Here is a 17,157-nt window from a genome sequence, read left to right as displayed (position 1 = left end):
GGCGAGCCTCGCGCAGGGCGAGGTCGCCGCTTGCAACTGCGTTATTGCGGGTTGGCCCGGGTGCTGGACAACAGGTTCTTCAGGCTCGCCGCCTTCGGCTTGACCAGCCAGAAGCGACGCACGTAGTCGTCCAGGTTTTCCCAGAGCTCACGGCCCCATTCACTACCGGTCTCTTCGACGTACTCGGTCAGCACGCGGTGCAGATGGCTGCGGTAAGCCTCCATCGCCTCGCCGGTGATCCGCTGGATTTCCACCAGTTCATGGTTCAGCTTGTCGACGAAGCTGTTGTCCATGTCCAGCACGTAGGCGAAACCGCCCGTCATGCCGGAGCCGAAGTTGTAGCCGGTCTTGCCCAGAACGCAGACAAAACCACCGGTCATGTATTCGCAGCAGTGATCGCCAGTGCCTTCGACGATGGCGTGGGCACCGGAGTTGCGCACCGCGAAACGCTCGCCCGCGGTGCCGGCGGCGAACAGCTTGCCGCCAGTGGCACCGTACAGGCAGGTGTTGCCGACAATGGCGCTGTCCTGGGTGGCGAACGGGCTGCCGGCAGGTGGCACGATGGTCAGCTTGCCACCGGTCATGCCCTTGCCGACGTAGTCGTTGGCGTCGCCTTCCAGGTGCATGTGCAGGCCACCGGCGTTCCACACGCCGAAGCTCTGGCCCGCGGTGCCCTTGAAGCGGAAGGTGATCGGCGCCTTGGCCATGCCCTGGTTGCCGTGCAGACGGGCGATCTCGCCGGAAATCCGCGCGCCGATGGAACGGTCGCAGTTGCAGATATCCAGTTCGAACTCGCCGCCGCTCAGATCGCGGATGGCCGGCAGGGCCATCTGCACCATCTTCTCGGCCAGCACGCCCTTGTCGAATGGCGGGTTGCGGTCGACCTCGCAGAACTGCGGCTTGTCGGCCGGCACGTGCGAGCTGCCCAGCAGCGGGCTGAGGTCGAGGTGTTTCTGCTTCTCGGTTTCACCCGGGAGCATTTCCAGCAGGTCGGTCCGCCCGATCAGCTCGCCGAGGCTGCGCACGCCCAGCCTGGCCAGCCATTCACGGGTTTCCTCGGCGACGTAGGTGAAGAAGTTCACCACCATGTCGACGGTACCGATGTAGTGGTCCTTGCGCAGCTTGTCGTTCTGGGTGGCTACGCCGGTGGCGCAGTTGTTCAGGTGGCAGATGCGCAGGTACTTGCAGCCCAGGGCGATCATCGGCGCGGTGCCGAAGCCGAAGCTTTCGGCGCCGAGGATGGCCGCCTTGATCACGTCGAGGCCGGTCTTCAGGCCGCCGTCGGTCTGCACCCGGACCTTGCCGCGCAGGTCGTTGCCGCGCAGGGTCTGGTGGGTCTCGGCCAGGCCCAGTTCCCACGGGGCGCCGGCGTACTTGATCGAGGTCAGCGGCGAAGCGCCGGTACCGCCGTCATAACCGGAGATGGTGATGAGGTCGGCATAGGCCTTGGCCACACCGGCGGCGATGGTGCCGACACCGGCTTCCGCCACCAGCTTGACCGAGACCAGCGCCTGCGGGTTGACCTGCTTGAGGTCGAAGATCAGCTGCGACAGGTCTTCGATCGAGTAGATGTCGTGGTGCGGCGGTGGCGAGATCAGGGTCACGCCCGGTACCGCGTAACGCAGCTTGGCGATCAGGCCGTTGACCTTGCCGCCTGGCAGCTGGCCGCCCTCGCCCGGCTTGGCGCCCTGGGCCACCTTGATCTGCAGCACTTCGGCGTTGACCAGGTATTCCGGGGTGACGCCGAAGCGGCCGGTGGCGACCTGCTTGATCTTCGAGCTGCGGATGGTGCCGTAGCGCGACGGATCTTCACCGCCCTCACCGGAGTTGGAGCGCGCGCCCAGGCGGTTCATCGCCTCGGCCAGTGCTTCGTGGGCCTCCGGTGACAGCGCGCCGAGGGAGATACCGGCGGAGTCGAAGCGCTGCAGGATGGCTTGCAGCGGTTCGATTTCGCTGAGGTCCAGGGCCTGGTCGGCGGTCTTGACCTTGAGCAGGTCGCGGATCATCGACACTGGACGGTTGTCCACCAGCGCGGTGTATTCCTTGAATTTCTCGTAGTCGCCCTGCTGCACGGCGGCTTGCAGGGTGTTGACCACGTCCGGGTTGTAGGCGTGGTATTCGCCACCGTGGACGAACTTCAGCAGGCCACCCTGCTGGATCGGCTTGCGCGCGCTCCAGGCTTCGGCGGCGAGCAGCTTCTGCTCGCTCTCGATGTCGACGAAGCGCGCGCCTTTCAGGCGGCTCGGGACGCCACGGAAGCTCAGGTTGACCACTTCCTCGGACAGGCCGACCGCTTCGAACAGCTGCGCGCCGCGGTACGAGCCGATGGTGGAGATGCCCATCTTCGACAGGATCTTCAGCAGGCCCTTGGAGATGCCCTTGCGGTAGTACTTGAAGACTTCGTCCAGATCGCCCAGCACTTCGCCGGTGCGGATCAGGTCGGCCAGCACTTCGTAGGCCAGGTACGGGTACACCGCCGAGGCGCCGAAGCCGAGCAGCACGGCGAAGTGATGCGGGTCACGGGCAGTCGCGGTTTCGACGAGGATGTTGCTGTCGCAACGCAGGCCTTTTTCGGTCAGGCGGTGGTGTACCGCGCCGACGGCCAGCGAAGCGTGGACCGGCAGCTTGCCCGGGGCAATATGACGGTCGCTCAGCACCAGCAGGGTCTTGCCCGCGCGCACGGCTTCTTCGGCCTGGTCGGCGACGCTGCGCACGGCAGCTTCCAGACCCAGGCTTTCTTCATAGTTGAGGTCGATGACATGACGCTCGAAGCCTGGACGGTCGAGGTTCATCAACGAACGCCACTTGGCCGGCGAGATCACCGGCGAGCTGAGGATCACCCGCGAGGCGTGCTCCGGGGACTCCTGGAAGATGTTGCGCTCGGCACCGAGGCAGATCTCCAGCGACATGACGATGGCTTCGCGCAGCGGATCGATCGGCGGGTTGGTCACCTGGGCGAACTGCTGGCGGAAGTAGTCGTAGGTCGAACGCACGCGCTGCGAGAGGATCGCCATCGGCGTGTCGTCGCCCATCGAGCCGACCGCTTCCTGGCCTTGCTCGCCGAGCGGACGCAGGACCTGGTCACGCTCTTCGAAGGTGACCTGGAACATCTTCATGTATTGCTTGAGCTGGTCGGCGTCGTAGCTGGCCACGCCCTGGTCGTCGCTCAGGTCGGCCTGGATGCGCAGGGCATTCTGGCGCAGCCAGCGCTTGTACGGGTGACGCGACTTCAGGCGGTCGTCGATCGCGTTGGTATCGAGGATCTGGCCAGTCTCGGTGTCGACGGCGAAGATCTGGCCCGGGCCCACGCGGCCCTTGGCGATGACGTCTTCCGGCTTGTAGTTCCACACGCCGATTTCAGAGGCCAGGGTGATGTAGCCGTTCTTGGTGGTGACCCAGCGCGCCGGGCGCAGGCCGTTGCGGTCGAGCAGGCAGACCGCGTGACGACCTTCGGTCATCACCACGCCAGCCGGGCCGTCCCACGCCTCCATGTGCATGGAGTTGTATTCGTAGAAGGAGCGCAGGTCGGCGTCCATGGTCTCGACGTTCTGCCAGGCCGGCGGAATGATCATCCGCACGCCACGGAACAGGTCGATGCCGCCGGTGACCATCAGTTCGAGCATGTTGTCCATCGAGGACGAGTCGGAACCCACGCGGTTGACCAGCGGGCCGAGCTCTTCCAGGTCCGGGATCAGTTCGTTGGCGAACTTGGTGCGACGAGCCTGGGCCCAGTTGCGGTTACCGGTGATGGTGTTGATCTCGCCGTTGTGGGCGAGGAAGCGGAACGGCTGCGCCAGCGGCCATTTCGGCAGGGTGTTGGTGGAGAAGCGCTGGTGGAACACGCAGATCGCGGTCTGCAGGCGCTCGTCCCCCAGGTCCGGATAGAAGGCGGCGAGGTCCGCCGGCATCATCAGGCCTTTATAGATGATGGTCTTGTGCGAAAAGCTGCAGATGTAGTGGTCGCTGTCTTCGGCGTTGGCCACCGAGGAACGGCGACGGGAACTGAACAGCTTGATGGCGAATTCCTGATCGCTCAGGCCTTCGCCGCCGATGAACACCTGCTCGATCTGCGGCAGACGCTCCAGGGCCAGGCGGCCGAGGACGCTGGTGTCGATCGGCACCTTGCGCCAGCCCACCAGTTGCAGGCCAGCGGCGAGGATCTCGCGGTTCATGTTTTCGCGCGCGGCTTCGGCCTTGGCGCTGTCCTGGTTGAAGAACACCATGCCCACGGCGTATTGCTTCGGCAGTTCGGTGCTGAAGGTTTCCTTGGCGATGGCGCGCAGGAACGCATCAGGCTTCTGCATCAGCAGACCGCAACCGTCACCGGTCTTGCCGTCGGCGTTGATGCCGCCGCGGTGGGTCATGCAGGTCAGGGCTTCGATAGCCGTTGTCAAAAGGTGGTGGCTGGGCTCGCCCGTCATGTGGGCGATCAGACCGAATCCACAGTTGTCCTTGAACTCTTCGGGATGGTACAGACCTGTTTTCATAGACACTTTCTCACCAGGTTCGCCTCTCAAGTAGGCAAATCTCTTTTAATTCAACCACTTACCATCCACGCCGAACGAACGCCAGCTTTGCGGGGGCAATACGGGTGCCATTGTTGCACAGCGACAGGGAAGCCCACAAATTTGATGACGAATCATCGAAAATCTATGTCGCATTTTTGAATGTTTTTAAGCGAGTGTCGTGGTAACGACTTGGCTTGAGTCTGAAGCGTTTCAGCCATGACTGCAAGACGGGCTTGTGGCCGGCAGTCTGGGACAGAAAAGCCTGCCGCGCATTTGCACAGCAGGCTGCCTGTGAATTCAGAGGTTGATCAGGTGGCGGGGGTAGGATGCCACCTGGATCAGGCTATTTATCAGCGCGTCGCAGCGAGCTCTTGTTGGACGCTTGCGACAGTGCGAGGCCAAGGTTTACCAGCCTGGACCTTGGCTGGCAAGGCCTTGATGGCATTCAGTGCAGCATCGCGACTGGAGAAACTGCCGTAGGTGATGACATACAGCGGCTTGCCCTGGAGGTTTTTCTTGAAGTAGCGATAGTCGCCACCCTGAGCCTTCACGTAGGCCTGGGCCGTGGCCTCGGAGCTGGTGCCGAGGATCTGCACCACGTAATTGCCCGGTGCCTGCGCGGCATACCAGCCACCACCCGAGGTTCCGCCGGCAGGAGCGGCAGCCGGTTTGGCGGCCGGTTTTTCCACTGGCTTGGCTACCGGAGCGACCGGCTTGGCGACAGCCACTTCCGCCGGCTTCGGCGCAGGTGCAACCGGCTTGCTGGCGACAGGTGCGGCAGGTTGATGAACCGGTGCAACCGGCTGTGCGGAGGCCAGGGTCTGCGCCGGCTGGATCGGCTGCGCCGGAGTCGGTGCAGGACCGGCCGTGGCGCCTTCCGGCGGCGCGGTGGTGGTCACGGTGGGAGGCTGCAGCGCGGTATTGCCGGCCGGACCGCCTTCCTCACCCTCGTTCATGCCCGCGGCTTCCGCCAGCGGACCGCGCATCACCGGCTGGGACTGCCCCACCAGTGGCAGCGGCATCGGCTGCGACGAGCCGGCGAATTCGATAGCCGGACCGCCATTGTTCGACTGCGCGTTGCCCGGCTGGCCCTGGCCCAGCGGCAATTGCGCCTGCTCGGCGGGTGCGCCGGTCTTCGGCTGGTCGCCCTTCTTCGGCATCAGCACGGCGGCACCGACGGCGACAATCACCACGGCGGACAGCGCCAGCACATGTTTCTTCGGCATAGAGAACCCCACTGATGGTCGCTTCACCGTCGAGCGGCTGGCGATCATGGCTTCGATCAAGGTATCGCGGGCGACCTGGTTGATGTTCCCGGGCCAGCCTTCGGAGTTTTGCTGGATGTCGGCGATCTGCTCGGCGGTGAACACTTCGATGCCGCGTCCCGCGCCTTCCAGACGCTGCTCCAGGTATTCCCGGGTCTCGTCTTCGCTGTAGGGCTGCAGTTCGATGACGTGGAAGCGCTCTTCCTCGATCTCCAGCCCGTCCAGGCTGGTGATCAGCGATGGCTCGCCGAACAGGAACACGTGCGGGCGACCTTCAGCGGTGCCCGCCGCCAGTTCCAGCAACGCTTGGAGCGCCGATTCGCCCAGTTGTTCCGCATCGTCGACCAGCAGATAGACTTCCTGGCCGGTCAGACCGAGCTGGACCACCTGCGACAGGATTGCCGGGACTTCGGCCTTGGCCACGTTCAGCGACTGCGCCGCCTGGGCCAGCACACCGGCGGCATCGCTGGCGCCACGGGCGGAAATCACCACGCTCTGCACCGACTGCTTGTTGGTGCTGGCCACCAGCGCCTGGCGCAGCAGGGTCTTGCCGCTGCCCTGCGGCCCCGTCACCACCAGCAGCAGCTGGCTGTAGCGGGCGAGGTGATGCAGTTGCCCCAGCACCGGCTTGCGCTGGGCGGGGAAGAACTTGAACCCCGGCACGCGCGCGGCGAAGGGGTCGTGATTCAACTGGTAGTGGCCGAGAAAGGCCTCGTCGGCATGCAAACTAGTCATCGGGCTCTCATCGACCTCAAAGCTGAGCCACGATCGCGCGGTAATCCGCCGCCAGCGTGGCCTGAAGAATCTCTTGCGGGTAGTCATCGGTGACCACCGCCTCGCCCAGCTTGCTCAGCAGGACCAGACGCAGACGACCATCGAGTACTTTCTTGTCCACCGCCATGTGTTGCATGAACTGCGCCGGCGTCATGTCCTGCGGCGGAACCACCGGCAGGCCGGCGCGCTGCAGCAGGCGAATGCCGCGGTCACGGTCCTGCTGGCTGATCCAGCCCAGGCGCATGGACATTTCCAGGGCCATCACCGTCCCCGCGGCCACTGCTTCGCCATGCAACCACACACCATAGCCCATCTGGGTTTCGATGGCGTGGCCGAAGGTATGGCCGAGGTTCAGCGTGGCACGTACCCCGGACTCACGCTCATCGGCGCCCACTACCGCGGCCTTGGCTGCGCAGGAGCGACGGATGGCTTCGGTCAGGGCCACGGAATCGAGCCCGCGCAGGGCATCGACATTGGCCTCAAGCCAGCCGAGGAAGGGTTCGTCGCAGATCAGGCCGTACTTGATCACCTCGGCCAGGCCAGCGGACAGCTCGCGCGGCGGCAGGGTGCGCAGGCTGGCGGTATCGATCAGCACCGCGTTGGGCTGATAGAAGGCACCGACCATGTTCTTGCCCAGCGGGTGGTTGATCCCGGTCTTGCCGCCGACGGAGGAGTCGACCTGGGACAGCAGGGTGGTCGGCACCTGGATGAAGTCGACCCCACGCTGGTAGCAGGCGGCGGCGAAGCCGGCCATGTCGCCGATGACGCCGCCACCGAGGGCGACCACGGTGGTGCGACGGTCGTGCCGTGCGGTAAGCAGGGCATCGAAGATCAGTTGCAGGGTTTCCCAGTTCTTGTGGGCCTCGCCATCCGGCAGCACCACCGGCAACACCGAGTACGCACCGAGGGTCTTGCTCAGGCGCTCCAGATACAGGGGCGCGACGGTCTCGTTGGAAACGATGGCGACCTGCCGGCCGGCAATATGCGGCGCCAGCAGTTCAGCTTGTTCCAGCAGCCCTTCACCGATGTAGATCGGGTAGCTGCGTTCGCCCAGGTCGACCTTAAGTGTCTGCATGTATCCCCACATAGAACGAAGACGCGGGCTTCGAATCCTGGCCCGCGTGATAACAAAGTGCCCTGTCACGGCATGACTGGTCGCCGAGGATAGTCATGCGTCAGCGGGGCGGCAACTTCTGCAAGCGCTCGAGGATATCCAGCACCACCATGCGTGGCGGCCGTTCGTCGGTTTCCACGATCAGGTCGGCGATCTCCCGGTACAGCGGGTCGCGCAGCGCCAGGAGGTTGCGCAGGGTTTCCTCGGGATTGGCGGTACGCAGCAAGGGACGATTGCGGTCCCGGGCAGTACGCCCGACCTGCTGTTCGACCGAGGCATGCAGGTAGATGACCCGGCCGCCCTCGTGCAGCGCCCTGCGGTTGGCGTCGCGCATTACCGCGCCGCCACCGGTGGCCAGGACCACGCCGTCTGCGGCGCACAGCTCGGCGATCATCGCCTGCTCGCGGTCGCGGAAGCCCGGCTCGCCTTCCTTGTCGAAGATCCACGGGATATTCGCGCCGGTGCGCAGTTCAATTTCCTTATCGGAATCCTTGAAAGGCAGGCGCAGCTCTTTGGCAAGCAGGCGGCCGATGGTGCTTTTGCCAGCACCCATCGGCCCAACAAGTATCAAATTTCGCACAGAATCAATGACTCACAGCAATCGCCTGGTCACTCATGATACGCGGAGTCAGGAAGACCAGCAGCTCGGATTTTTTCTCTTGGATGGTGGAGCGACGAAACAGCCGTCCAACATACGGCACATCGCCGAAAAATGGCACCTTGTCCTGCACATTACTTTTGCTGGTGGAGTAAACACCGCCGATGACGATGGTCTGGCCATCGCCCACGCGAACCCGGGCGTTGACCTCGTTCTTGCGGATCGGCGGCACCGTTCCCTGGATATTCAGATAGTCCGGCTCATCCTTGGTCACCTTGACCTGCATGCTCACCTCACCGCCCGGCATGATCTGCGGCGTGACCTCCAGCGACAGGGAGGCTTCGCGAAAGGTGATGGATGTGGCGCCGTTGGCACCCGATTCCTGGTACGGCACCTCGGAGCCCTTGAGGATTCGTGCGGTTTCCTTGTCGGCGGTGAGCACCTTGGGTTGGGAGATGATTTCGCCGTTGCCGGACTTCTCCATCGCGCTGAGCTCCAGGTCGAGCAGGCCGCTGTCACCGATCAGGCCGAAGCCGATACCCGACGCCGGGCGATCCAGGCCCAGGTCGACGAAGGTCGGCGACTCCACACCCAGGCCCCGGGCGCTCAACCGGCCACCGCCCAGGGAGCCGCCCCAGCGCACACCCAGACCACGTTCATAATCGACATTGGCCTCGACGATCCGCGCCTCTATCAGCACCTGCCGTGCAGGCACGTCCAACTGTCTCAGGAGCCGGCGCAACGTGTCGAGGCGTTGCGGGTTCTGGCTGGTGACGAGGGTATTGGTGCGTTCATCGACGCTGATCGCACCCCAGGGCTCTTCGTCCGGGTTGGCGTCCAGCAGCGGCTGGAGCAATGCGGCGAGGTCAGCGGCCCTGGCGTGATTGACCTGGAGCAGCGCCTGCTCCCGGAAAAACGACAGCGGCCTGGCGGCATCCGCCAGCTCCGCCAACGGCGCCACCAGCAGGACATTGCCGTCCATGCTTTTGCCCAGGCCCTTGCTGCGCAGCACGGTGTCCAGCGCCTGCTCCCACGGCACTTCCTGCAGACGCAGGGTGACATTGCCGCGAACTTCGTCGCTGACCACCAGGTTGACCCCGACGAAGTCGGCCAGTACCTGCAGCACGGCCCTGACCTCGACATCCTGAAAATTCAGCGACAACGGCTTGCCAGCGTTCCCGCCTGGCAACGCAACGGCGACGACCGACGGTAAAAGCAGCACCAGACACAACACCAGCATGAACATCCTGTTCATTCATCCCTCCTTTAATACCCAGTCATTCCCTGGCCGGCGACAGCAGGGTCAATACCCGCGGGATGCCCGCCGCCCCGTCCGTGGCACCCACAAGTTCCATCCGCTCTTCACCGATCGCACTCACCCGCCCAGGCCCCAGCGGGTCGCCCTCGCGCAACAGGTGGACCTTGTCACCCCAGCGAACCAGCGCCACCTGCCCCTTTCGGTCACGCAGATACCCCACCATTCGCGCCTGCTCCAACGATAAGCTCGCGCCGCCCGTGACCAGGGACTCGACAGGCTCGAACGGATTGCGTGGCCGCGCTGACACCGGTGCCGCCTGGTCCGCCAGCGCCTGCACGTCCAGGGCGCGATAGGCATGAAGCTGCAATTGCAGGCGCAAGGCCCCGGGCGACAGCTCGTCCGCCACCGCCAACTGCAGCTCATGCAGGGTGACCAGCATGTCCAGACCCGCGAGCTCCGCGAGGAAGCGTTTCAATGACGGGTATTCACCCAGCACCTGCACCCGCAGCGGAAGCCGGACATGATGCGGCCCCACCTCGGGTTCCAGGACCTCGACCTGTTCGAACGACAACCCCATTCCCGAGCGGGCAAGGCTCTGCAACAGGCTCGCCAGACCATCAGCGTCGAACAGTTCGCGTCGCCGGCGCTCAAGGTCGTCCTGCAACTCGCGGTTCTTCGTCTCGTGGGCCGCCAGCCGCTCCACTTGCGCCGACCCGGTCTGCCATTGCTGCTGCGATTGTTCGTTGCGAGCCCGCTCCCGAACGACTTCCACATACCACTCGCGCCCCCAGATCCCATGACCCGTCACCGGAAAAGCCAGCAGACACACCGCCAGCAGCAACGACTTCGCCAGCCACGACCAGCGCAGCAGCGCCGACCAGTCCACGGCGTCATCAATCAGCGAGAGGTTCATGGCGCCGTCCCGGTACGCCGACCGGCGAGCAGGCGAAAGCGTTCTCCGGCGGATGACGAGGTCAGCGCCTGCAGATCGGCCGTGCCCAACCCGGGCGACATGCGCAGATGGCGCAGCAGTTGCGCGACATCGGCACCGGCACGGGCCAGCCCGGTGAGGCGCAGTTCGCCCTCCGCCCACGTCAGTTCCTCCAGGCGAACACCCGCCGGCACGATCGCCATCAGGGTCGACAGCAGCTCGCTCCCCGAGGTGCGCTGCTCCTGCAGCTCGCGCAACGCGTCCAGCTGCACCTGCAGGTCCTCGCCCCGCTCCCGCAGCACGGCGACCTGCCCAAGACCTTCGGCCAGCCCGGTAATGCGCGTCTCCAGCGCCTGATTATCGGTACGCCAGCGCTCCAGGTGCTGACTGAGCAGCGTGGCGAGCACCAGCGCCAGCAACAGGCCCGACACCAGACAGCCCAGCAACGATGCCTGCCAACGCCGCACCGCCCGCAAACGCTGCCACTCGCGCCAGGGTAGAAGATTGACCTCGCCCATCAGCAGAATCCCCGTAGCGCCAGGCCGCAGGCGACCCCGAGCAGCGGTGAGGCCTGCTCCAGACCGGTGCGCTCACCACTTGGCGGCAACACGCTCGCCAGTGGATCGCAGACCCGGGTCGAGATCCCCAGCCACTGCTGCAGCTGTCCGGCCAGTCCATCCTGGCGGGCATGGGTTCCCGCCAGCCAGAGCTGGTCCGGCATCGTTCCGGGCTCGCGCAGCAGGCACAGGTCGACGAAATCCAGCAAAGACTCCGCATAGGGCTGGGCGGGCACCCTGTGATCGCTGAAAAGCACCGAGCCATCCGCACGAAAACCATGGAAGACCCACGCATCCGCCTCCAGCAGCACCACGGCGGACGCGCCCGATGCCTGGCGGCCCAGCACGCGCTGCCAGGCGTGACTGTCGACATCGACGATACGGGCGTGCAGGCCGGCCAGTCCCATCACGGTTTCCAGGCTGTCCAGCCACTCCTGGCGACAGGCGGTGAAGGCCACGTCGAGAGTGCCGGACGCTCCGGGTATCACCCGATAGTCCAGAGCGGCCTCCTGCACCGCGAAAGGAATGAGCGACTCGACTTCGTCACGCAGCCGCTCGTCGATTTCATCCTCGTCCAGCCCCGGAGGCATCCTCAATGAACGCTGGATCACCGCCGTAGCCGGCACAGCCAATGCCACCTCGCGGACGCTGGCCCCGCTGCGTTCGAGGGCCCTGACCAGAGCCTCGGCCACCGCCGCGTGCGCCACCACCCGCCCGTCGTCCAGGGCACCCGGCGGCAAGGGCTCGATGGCCCAGCCACGCAGACCCGGCCCCTGCGGGCGGCGCTCCAGTTGCAGCAACCTGACCGTACCGAAGGCGATTTCCACCCCCAGCAGTGAACCGGCATTACCGCCTGTGCGTCCAAACATCCTGTTTCCTCGTCCTGTCCTGAAAAGAGGCCGCACGCCGCCGTCCTGGCGAAGGCGGCAATGGCCGACCTTGACACCGGGGTGCAAATCACGCGGGAAAGTGAAAATTGCTTATAATGCCGAGCGCTTTTTCCGGCCCGTCAGGCCCTGCACCCAACTCAAAACTCCAACTGGACACCCCAACGCCTTGATACGCCTGCTGAAGTTCTTCTGGTGGTCTTTCGTCGCAGTCATTAGCGCAGCCGTCCTCGGTCTGAGCGGCGCGTTTCTGTATCTTAGTCCCAGCCTGCCTTCGGTCGAGGCGCTGCGAAGCATCCAGTTGCAGATACCACTGAGGGTCTACAGCAGTGACGGCAAGCTGATCGCCGAGTTCGGCGAAATGCGGCGGTCTCCAATCCGTTTTGCGGATATTCCCCCACACTTCATTCAGGCTTTGCTGTCAGCCGAGGACGACAATTTCCTCAATCACTACGGCGTCGACCCCAGCAGCCTGATGCGCGCCGCCACACAACTGCTCAAGTCCGGGCATATCCAGACCGGCGGCAGCACCATCACCATGCAGGTGGCGAAGAACTTCTTCCTGAGCAGCGAACGCAGCTTCTCGCGCAAGACCAACGAGATCCTCCTGGCCCTGCAGATCGAGCGCGAACTGACCAAGGACGAGATCCTCGAGCTCTACGTCAACAAGATCTACCTGGGTAACCGCGCCTACGGCATCGAAGCGGCGGCGCAGGTGTACTACGGCAAGTCGATCCGCGACATCAGCCTGGCGCAGATGGCGATGATCGCCGGCCTGCCCAAGGCACCGTCGCGCTTCAACCCGCTGGCCAACCCGGCCCGCGCCAAGGAGCGTCGCGACTGGATCCTCGGGCGCATGTACAAGCTGGGCAAGATCGACGAGGCCAGCTACCAGGCCGCCCTCGCCGAGCCGCTGAATGCCAGCTATCACGTCCCGACACCGGAAGTGAACGCGCCGTACATCGCCGAAATGGCCCGCGCCGAAATGGTCGGCCGCTACGGCAGCGACGCCTACACCGAAGGCTTCCGCGTGACCACGACGGTTCCGAGCAACCTGCAGGAAATCGCCAACGACGCGGTACTCGACGGCCTCACCAGCTATGACCAGCGCCACGGTTACCGCGGTCCCGAGTCTCGCCTGCCGGGCAAGACCCGCGCCGCCTGGCAGCAGGAACTGAACAAGCAGCGCAACATGGGCGGCCTGGAGCCGGTCATCGTGACCCAGGTCGACAAGAGCGGCCTGCGCGTGCTGACCCGCTCCGGCGAGGAAGCGACCGTGGCCTGGGACACCATGAAATGGGCCCGGCCATTCCTCAACACCAACAGCCAGGGCCGCGCCCCGCTGCAACCGGCTGACGTCGCGCAGGTCGGCGACCTGATTCGCGTGCGCCACACCGCCGATGGCCACCTGACCTTCAGCCAGGTGCCGGGTGCGCAAAGCGCGCTGGTGACCCTGGATCCGAACAGCGGCGCCATCCGCGCCTTGGTCGGCGGCTTCTCCTTCGAGCAGAGCAACTACAACCGCGCCATGCAGGCCAAGCGCCAGCCGGGTTCGAGCTTCAAGCCGTTCGTCTACAGCGCCGCGCTGGATAACGGCTATACCGCTGCCAGCCTGGTCAACGATGCACCGATCGTGTTCGTCGACGAGTACCTGGACAAGGTCTGGCGGCCGAAGAACGACACCAACACCTTCCTCGGCCCGATCCGCATGCGCGAGGCGCTGTACAAGTCGCGCAACCTGGTGTCGATCCGCCTGCTGCAGAGCATGGGCGTGGACAGCACCATCGACTACATCGCCAAATTCGGCTTCAACAAGCAGGATCTGCCGCGCAACCTGTCCCTGGCCCTCGGCACCGCGACCCTGACGCCGATGGAAATCGCCACCGGCTGGAGCACCTTCGCCAACGGCGGCTACAAGATCAGCCCGTACCTGATCGAGCGCATCGAGAGCCGCAACGGCGAAACCCTGTTCAGCGCCAATCCGGCGCGGGTGCCAACGGGCCACGAGGCCGAAGCCGGCATCGCCGCGCCGCAAGCCCAGCCGATCGTCACCGATACCCAGCCGGCAGCTTCCGGCTTGCCGCAGGCGCCGCTGAGCGCCGAACGGATCATCGATGCCCGTACCAGCTACATCCTCACCAGCATGCTCGAGGACGTGATCAAGCGCGGTACCGGGCGCCGCGCCATGGCCCTGGGTCGCAACGACCTGGCAGGCAAGACCGGTACCACCAACGAGTCCAAGGACGCCTGGTTCTCCGGCTACAACGCCGACTACGTGACCACCGTGTGGACCGGCTTCGACCAGCCGGAAACCCTTGGGCGCCGCGAATACGGCGGCACCGTGGCGCTGCCGATCTGGATGAATTTCATGGGCCCGGCGCTCAAGGACAAGCCAGAGCATCGACTGCCCGAGCCGGAAGGCATCCTCAGCCTGCGTATCGACCCGGTGAGTGGCCGCGCGGCAACGCCGAGCACGCCGAATGCCTATTTCGAGCTGTTCAAGGCCGAGGACACGCCGCCGTCGGTGAATGAACTGGGCAACGGCGGCGCGCCGGGCAGCCCGCTGCCGGCGGACGAAGCGGCGCCGATGGATCTGTTCTGATTCAGGGAACCGGGGCCGCTTTGCGGCCCTTCGCAGTGGTTCGTCACACGACAAGCCAGCTCCTACAGAATGTACGCCTCACCCGTAGGAGCGCGGCTTGTCCGCGAAGGACCGCAAAGCGGTCCCAAAACAAAAAGCCCCGGCTCGCGAGAGCCGGGGCTTTTTGTTTACTGCGTCAGCGGATCAACCGTTGAACACTTCATCCACGCTGTTCAGCGGGTAGTGCTTCGGATACGGCAGGGTCGCTACGCCGGACTCGATGGCCGCCTTGGCCACGGCGTCGGAAACGACGTTGAGCAGGCGTGGGTCCAGTGGTTTCGGAATGATGTAGCCACGACCGAATTCCAGAGCGTCGACCTTGTAGGCTTCGCAGACTTCCTTCGGCACTGGCAGCTTGGCCAGGTCTTTCAGGGCGTTGGCGGCAGCAATCTTCATTTCTTCGTTGATGCGCTTGGCGCGAACGTCCAGGGCACCACGGAAGATGAACGGGAAGCCCAGTACGTTGTTGACCTGGTTCGGGTAGTCGGAACGACCGGTCGCCATGATCACGTCGTCACGGGTCGCGTGCGCCAGTTCCGGGGAGATTTCCGGATCAGGGTTGGAGCAGGCGAACACGATCGGGTTGGCGGCCATGGACTTCAGGCCTTCAGGGCTCAGCAGGTTCGGGCCGGACAGACCGACGAACACGTCAGCGCCATCCAGGGCATCGGCCAGGGTGCGCTTGTCGGTCGCGTGGGCGAACACGGCCTTGTACTGGTTCAGGTCGTCACGGCCAGCGTGGATCACGCCGGTACGGTCGATCATGAAGATGTTTTCGACCTTGGCACCCATGCTCACCAGCAGTTTCATGCAGGAGATGGCCGCGGCGCCGGCGCCCAGGCAGACGATCTTGGCGTCGCCCAGGGTTTTGCCAGCGATTTCCAGGGCGTTGATCATACCGGCGGCGGTAACGATCGCTGTGCCGTGCTGGTCATCGTGGAACACTGGAATGTCGCACTGCTCGATCAGGGCGCGCTCGATCTCGAAGCACTCTGGCGCCTTGATGTCTTCCAGGTTGATGCCACCGAAGGTGATGGAGATGCGCTTGACGGTGTCGATGAAGGCCTGCGGGCTTTCCGAGTCGACTTCGATGTCGAACACGTCGATACCGGCGAAACGCTTGAACAGAACACCCTTGCCTTCCATGACCGGCTTGGACGCCAGTGGGCCGAGGTTACCCAGGCCGAGAATGGCGGTACCGTCGGAGATCACCGCGACCAGGTTGCCCTTGCCGGTGTACTGGTATGCCAGCTCAGGATCGCGACCGATTTCACGCACCGGCTCGGCGACGCCCGGGCTGTATGCCAGCGCCAGGTCACGTGCGGTTGCGGTCGGTTTGGTGAGCTCGACGCTCAATTTCCCCGGACGAGGCTGAGCATGATATTCGAGAGCGGCGGTTTTCAGATCTGACATGGTGGGCATTCCGCTTGTTTACTGTTCTGACGGACCGCCGAGGATACGCAAAGAGCAATGGGCCGACAAGACTGACCGGTCACGAGTGTCAAGGCCTTTAAGCTACGACTTTCAGCCAAGACCCGCGTAGTTCAAGGCTTTCAGTGTGTACAATCGGCACGAAAAAATGTTCACAATTTTTCAGCTTTCGATCTTCTCCAGCATGCTCGCATCGCTCAAAGGCAGCAACCAGCGTTTCCGGCCTGCTGACCCGCCATGGTTGCGGGAACGATCCAGCACCCAGCCGCGCACTTCGACACGACGCCCCTTGAGCGCGGAGATAGAGGAAGCAGACCAGTCGCCTTGCAGTTTCGCCGGCACCTGCAGCACCAGCGCATCGTCGATTTCGATGCGGATGCCTGCGCGATTGCGATGTATAGCCCTGACCTGGCCACGCACCACGGCAAATCCGGAACGCCGCAGATCGCTCGTGGCGAGAACCGCCGGCTTGCGCCAGAGCCCACGGCCGGCCCTGCGCGCGGCCTGCTCGGCCTGACGCTGGCAGGCGACCAGGCGCACGTTCGGCGCCACCGCCACGCGATAGCCGAGACCTTCGCCGAGCAGCCGGGCGGCAAGATTGTCACCAGAGCGGTTGTACAGGTGCGCCAGGGTACGCCCATATTTGTCGCGGGACTCCACGCCCCGGATCAGCCTGACCCGGCCGCCGCTCTCCCGCACCAGTGCCGCCAGGCGCCGACGAGCGGTGTCGGCCAAGGGCTCGGAGCGCCGGCCATTGCGACCGATTTCCGCGGCATTGATGCCGATCAGCCGTACGCTGCGGCCGTCTTTCAGGCGCAGGGTGTCGCCATCGATCACATGACGCACGCTGACCATCTGCCCGCCGACAGGCGCCGGACAGAACGCCAGTGCCGTCGCCTGCCAGATCGCGCCCACAAAAAAGGCGCTCACGAGGAGCGCCTTCTTCAGCAACGTGGATAATCCCACGCGCGGTCTTACTTCTTGGTGCTGAACGCGCCGAAACGGTCTGCGAACTTCTGTACGCGGCCGCCGGTGTCCAGGACTTTCTGCTTGCCGGTGTAGAACGGGTGGCACTCAGAGCAAACGTCGATCGGCAGTGGCTTGGCCAGAGTCGAACGGGTTTCGAATTTGTTGCCGCAGCTGCAGGTGACTGCAACTACTTCGTAAGTCGGATGAATGTCTGCTTTCATGGT

General features: G+C 64.5%; 12 protein-coding genes. 1 reads left to right on the top strand and 11 read right to left on the bottom strand.

The window, feature by feature from the left end; all coding sequences use genetic code 11:
- Positions 1 to 41 precede the first annotated feature (41 nt).
- The 8 genes from gltB to pilM form a co-directional block, all read right to left on the bottom strand.
- A complete protein-coding gene (gltB, locus tag CHB99_RS07460) occupies positions 42 to 4,487 on the bottom strand; it encodes a glutamate synthase large subunit (protein WP_042121220.1) in 4,446 nt (1,481 codons plus the stop codon).
- Positions 4,488 to 4,858: 371 nt separating this feature from the next.
- Positions 4,859 to 6,508, bottom strand: a complete 1,650-nt coding sequence (locus CHB99_RS07450) for an SPOR domain-containing protein (protein WP_042121219.1) — start codon at positions 6,506 to 6,508, stop codon at positions 4,859 to 4,861.
- A 16-nt stretch (positions 6,509 to 6,524) separates the two neighbouring features.
- The gene (gene aroB, locus CHB99_RS07445) at positions 6,525 to 7,622 is read right to left on the bottom strand and encodes a 3-dehydroquinate synthase (RefSeq protein ID WP_042121218.1); all 1,098 of its coding nucleotides are present in this window, start codon (positions 7,620 to 7,622) and stop codon (positions 6,525 to 6,527) included.
- A 100-nt stretch (positions 7,623 to 7,722) separates the two neighbouring features.
- A complete protein-coding gene (gene aroK / locus CHB99_RS07440; protein WP_042121217.1) occupies positions 7,723 to 8,241 on the bottom strand; it encodes a shikimate kinase AroK in 519 nt (172 codons plus the stop codon).
- Between the two features lie 4 nt (positions 8,242 to 8,245).
- The gene (locus tag CHB99_RS07435; protein ID WP_089266466.1) at positions 8,246 to 9,505 is read right to left on the bottom strand and encodes a type IV pilus secretin PilQ; all 1,260 of its coding nucleotides are present in this window, start codon (positions 9,503 to 9,505) and stop codon (positions 8,246 to 8,248) included.
- Positions 9,506 to 9,536: 31 nt separating this feature from the next.
- Positions 9,537 to 10,430: a type 4a pilus biogenesis protein PilO gene (gene pilO, locus CHB99_RS07430; protein WP_042121214.1), complete on the bottom strand. Its 894-nt coding sequence runs from the start codon at positions 10,428 to 10,430 to the stop codon at positions 9,537 to 9,539.
- Positions 10,427 to 10,879, bottom strand: a complete 453-nt coding sequence (locus CHB99_RS07425; RefSeq protein WP_167335835.1) for a PilN domain-containing protein — start codon at positions 10,877 to 10,879, stop codon at positions 10,427 to 10,429. The genes pilO and CHB99_RS07425 overlap by 4 nt, the downstream gene beginning before the upstream one ends.
- Positions 10,880 to 10,965: 86 nt before the next feature.
- Positions 10,966 to 11,874 (bottom strand): type IV pilus biogenesis protein PilM, encoded by a 909-nt coding sequence (gene pilM / locus CHB99_RS07420; protein ID WP_042121212.1) that lies wholly within the window; start codon positions 11,872 to 11,874, stop codon positions 10,966 to 10,968.
- 190 nt (positions 11,875 to 12,064) lie between these two features.
- Between pilM and CHB99_RS07415 the strand changes: the two genes are divergently transcribed.
- A complete protein-coding gene (locus tag CHB99_RS07415; protein ID WP_377696938.1) occupies positions 12,065 to 14,494 on the top strand; it encodes a penicillin-binding protein 1A in 2,430 nt (809 codons plus the stop codon).
- A gap of 183 nt (positions 14,495 to 14,677) precedes the next feature.
- On the opposite strand, the gene CHB99_RS07410 is transcribed toward CHB99_RS07415, so the two are convergent.
- The 3 genes from CHB99_RS07410 to rpmE all read right to left on the bottom strand — a co-directional run bounded on the left by CHB99_RS07410 (position 14,678) and on the right by rpmE (position 17,154).
- Positions 14,678 to 15,946: a malic enzyme-like NAD(P)-binding protein gene (locus tag CHB99_RS07410; protein WP_042121210.1), complete on the bottom strand. Its 1,269-nt coding sequence runs from the start codon at positions 15,944 to 15,946 to the stop codon at positions 14,678 to 14,680.
- Between the two features lie 180 nt (positions 15,947 to 16,126).
- Positions 16,127 to 16,930, bottom strand: a complete 804-nt coding sequence (locus CHB99_RS07405; protein WP_439646585.1) for a thermonuclease family protein — start codon at positions 16,928 to 16,930, stop codon at positions 16,127 to 16,129.
- Positions 16,931 to 16,938: 8 nt separating this feature from the next.
- Positions 16,939 to 17,154, bottom strand: coding sequence for a 50S ribosomal protein L31 (gene rpmE, locus CHB99_RS07400; protein WP_042121208.1), 216 nt, complete (start codon positions 17,152 to 17,154; stop codon positions 16,939 to 16,941).
- Between the last annotated feature and the right edge of the window lie 3 nt (positions 17,155 to 17,157).

The organism is Pseudomonas japonica (genome assembly GCF_900188455.1).
In the GTDB taxonomy this organism is placed as follows: Bacteria; Pseudomonadota; Gammaproteobacteria; order Pseudomonadales; family Pseudomonadaceae; genus Aquipseudomonas; species Aquipseudomonas japonica.
This window is presented reverse-complemented; position numbering and strand designations above follow the sequence as displayed.

What these genes read in the sequence shown, in the direction of transcription:
- pilO (WP_042121214.1), bottom strand. Translation starts at nt 10,430, where the DNA reads ATGAACCTCTCGCTGATTGATGACGCCGTGGACTGGTCGGCGCTGCTG.
- CHB99_RS07410 (WP_042121210.1), bottom strand. Translation starts at nt 15,946, where the DNA reads ATGTCAGATCTGAAAACCGCCGCTCTCGAATATCATGCTCAGCCTCGT.
- CHB99_RS07450 (WP_042121219.1), bottom strand. Translation starts at nt 6,508, where the DNA reads ATGACTAGTTTGCATGCCGACGAGGCCTTTCTCGGCCACTACCAGTTG.
- gltB (WP_042121220.1), bottom strand. Translation starts at nt 4,487, where the DNA reads ATGAAAACAGGTCTGTACCATCCCGAAGAGTTCAAGGACAACTGTGGA.
- rpmE (WP_042121208.1), bottom strand. Translation starts at nt 17,154, where the DNA reads ATGAAAGCAGACATTCATCCGACTTACGAAGTAGTTGCAGTCACCTGC.
- aroB (WP_042121218.1), bottom strand. Translation starts at nt 7,622, where the DNA reads ATGCAGACACTTAAGGTCGACCTGGGCGAACGCAGCTACCCGATCTAC.
- CHB99_RS07435 (WP_089266466.1), bottom strand. Translation starts at nt 9,505, where the DNA reads ATGTTCATGCTGGTGTTGTGTCTGGTGCTGCTTTTACCGTCGGTCGTC.
- pilM (WP_042121212.1), bottom strand. Translation starts at nt 11,874, where the DNA reads ATGTTTGGACGCACAGGCGGTAATGCCGGTTCACTGCTGGGGGTGGAA.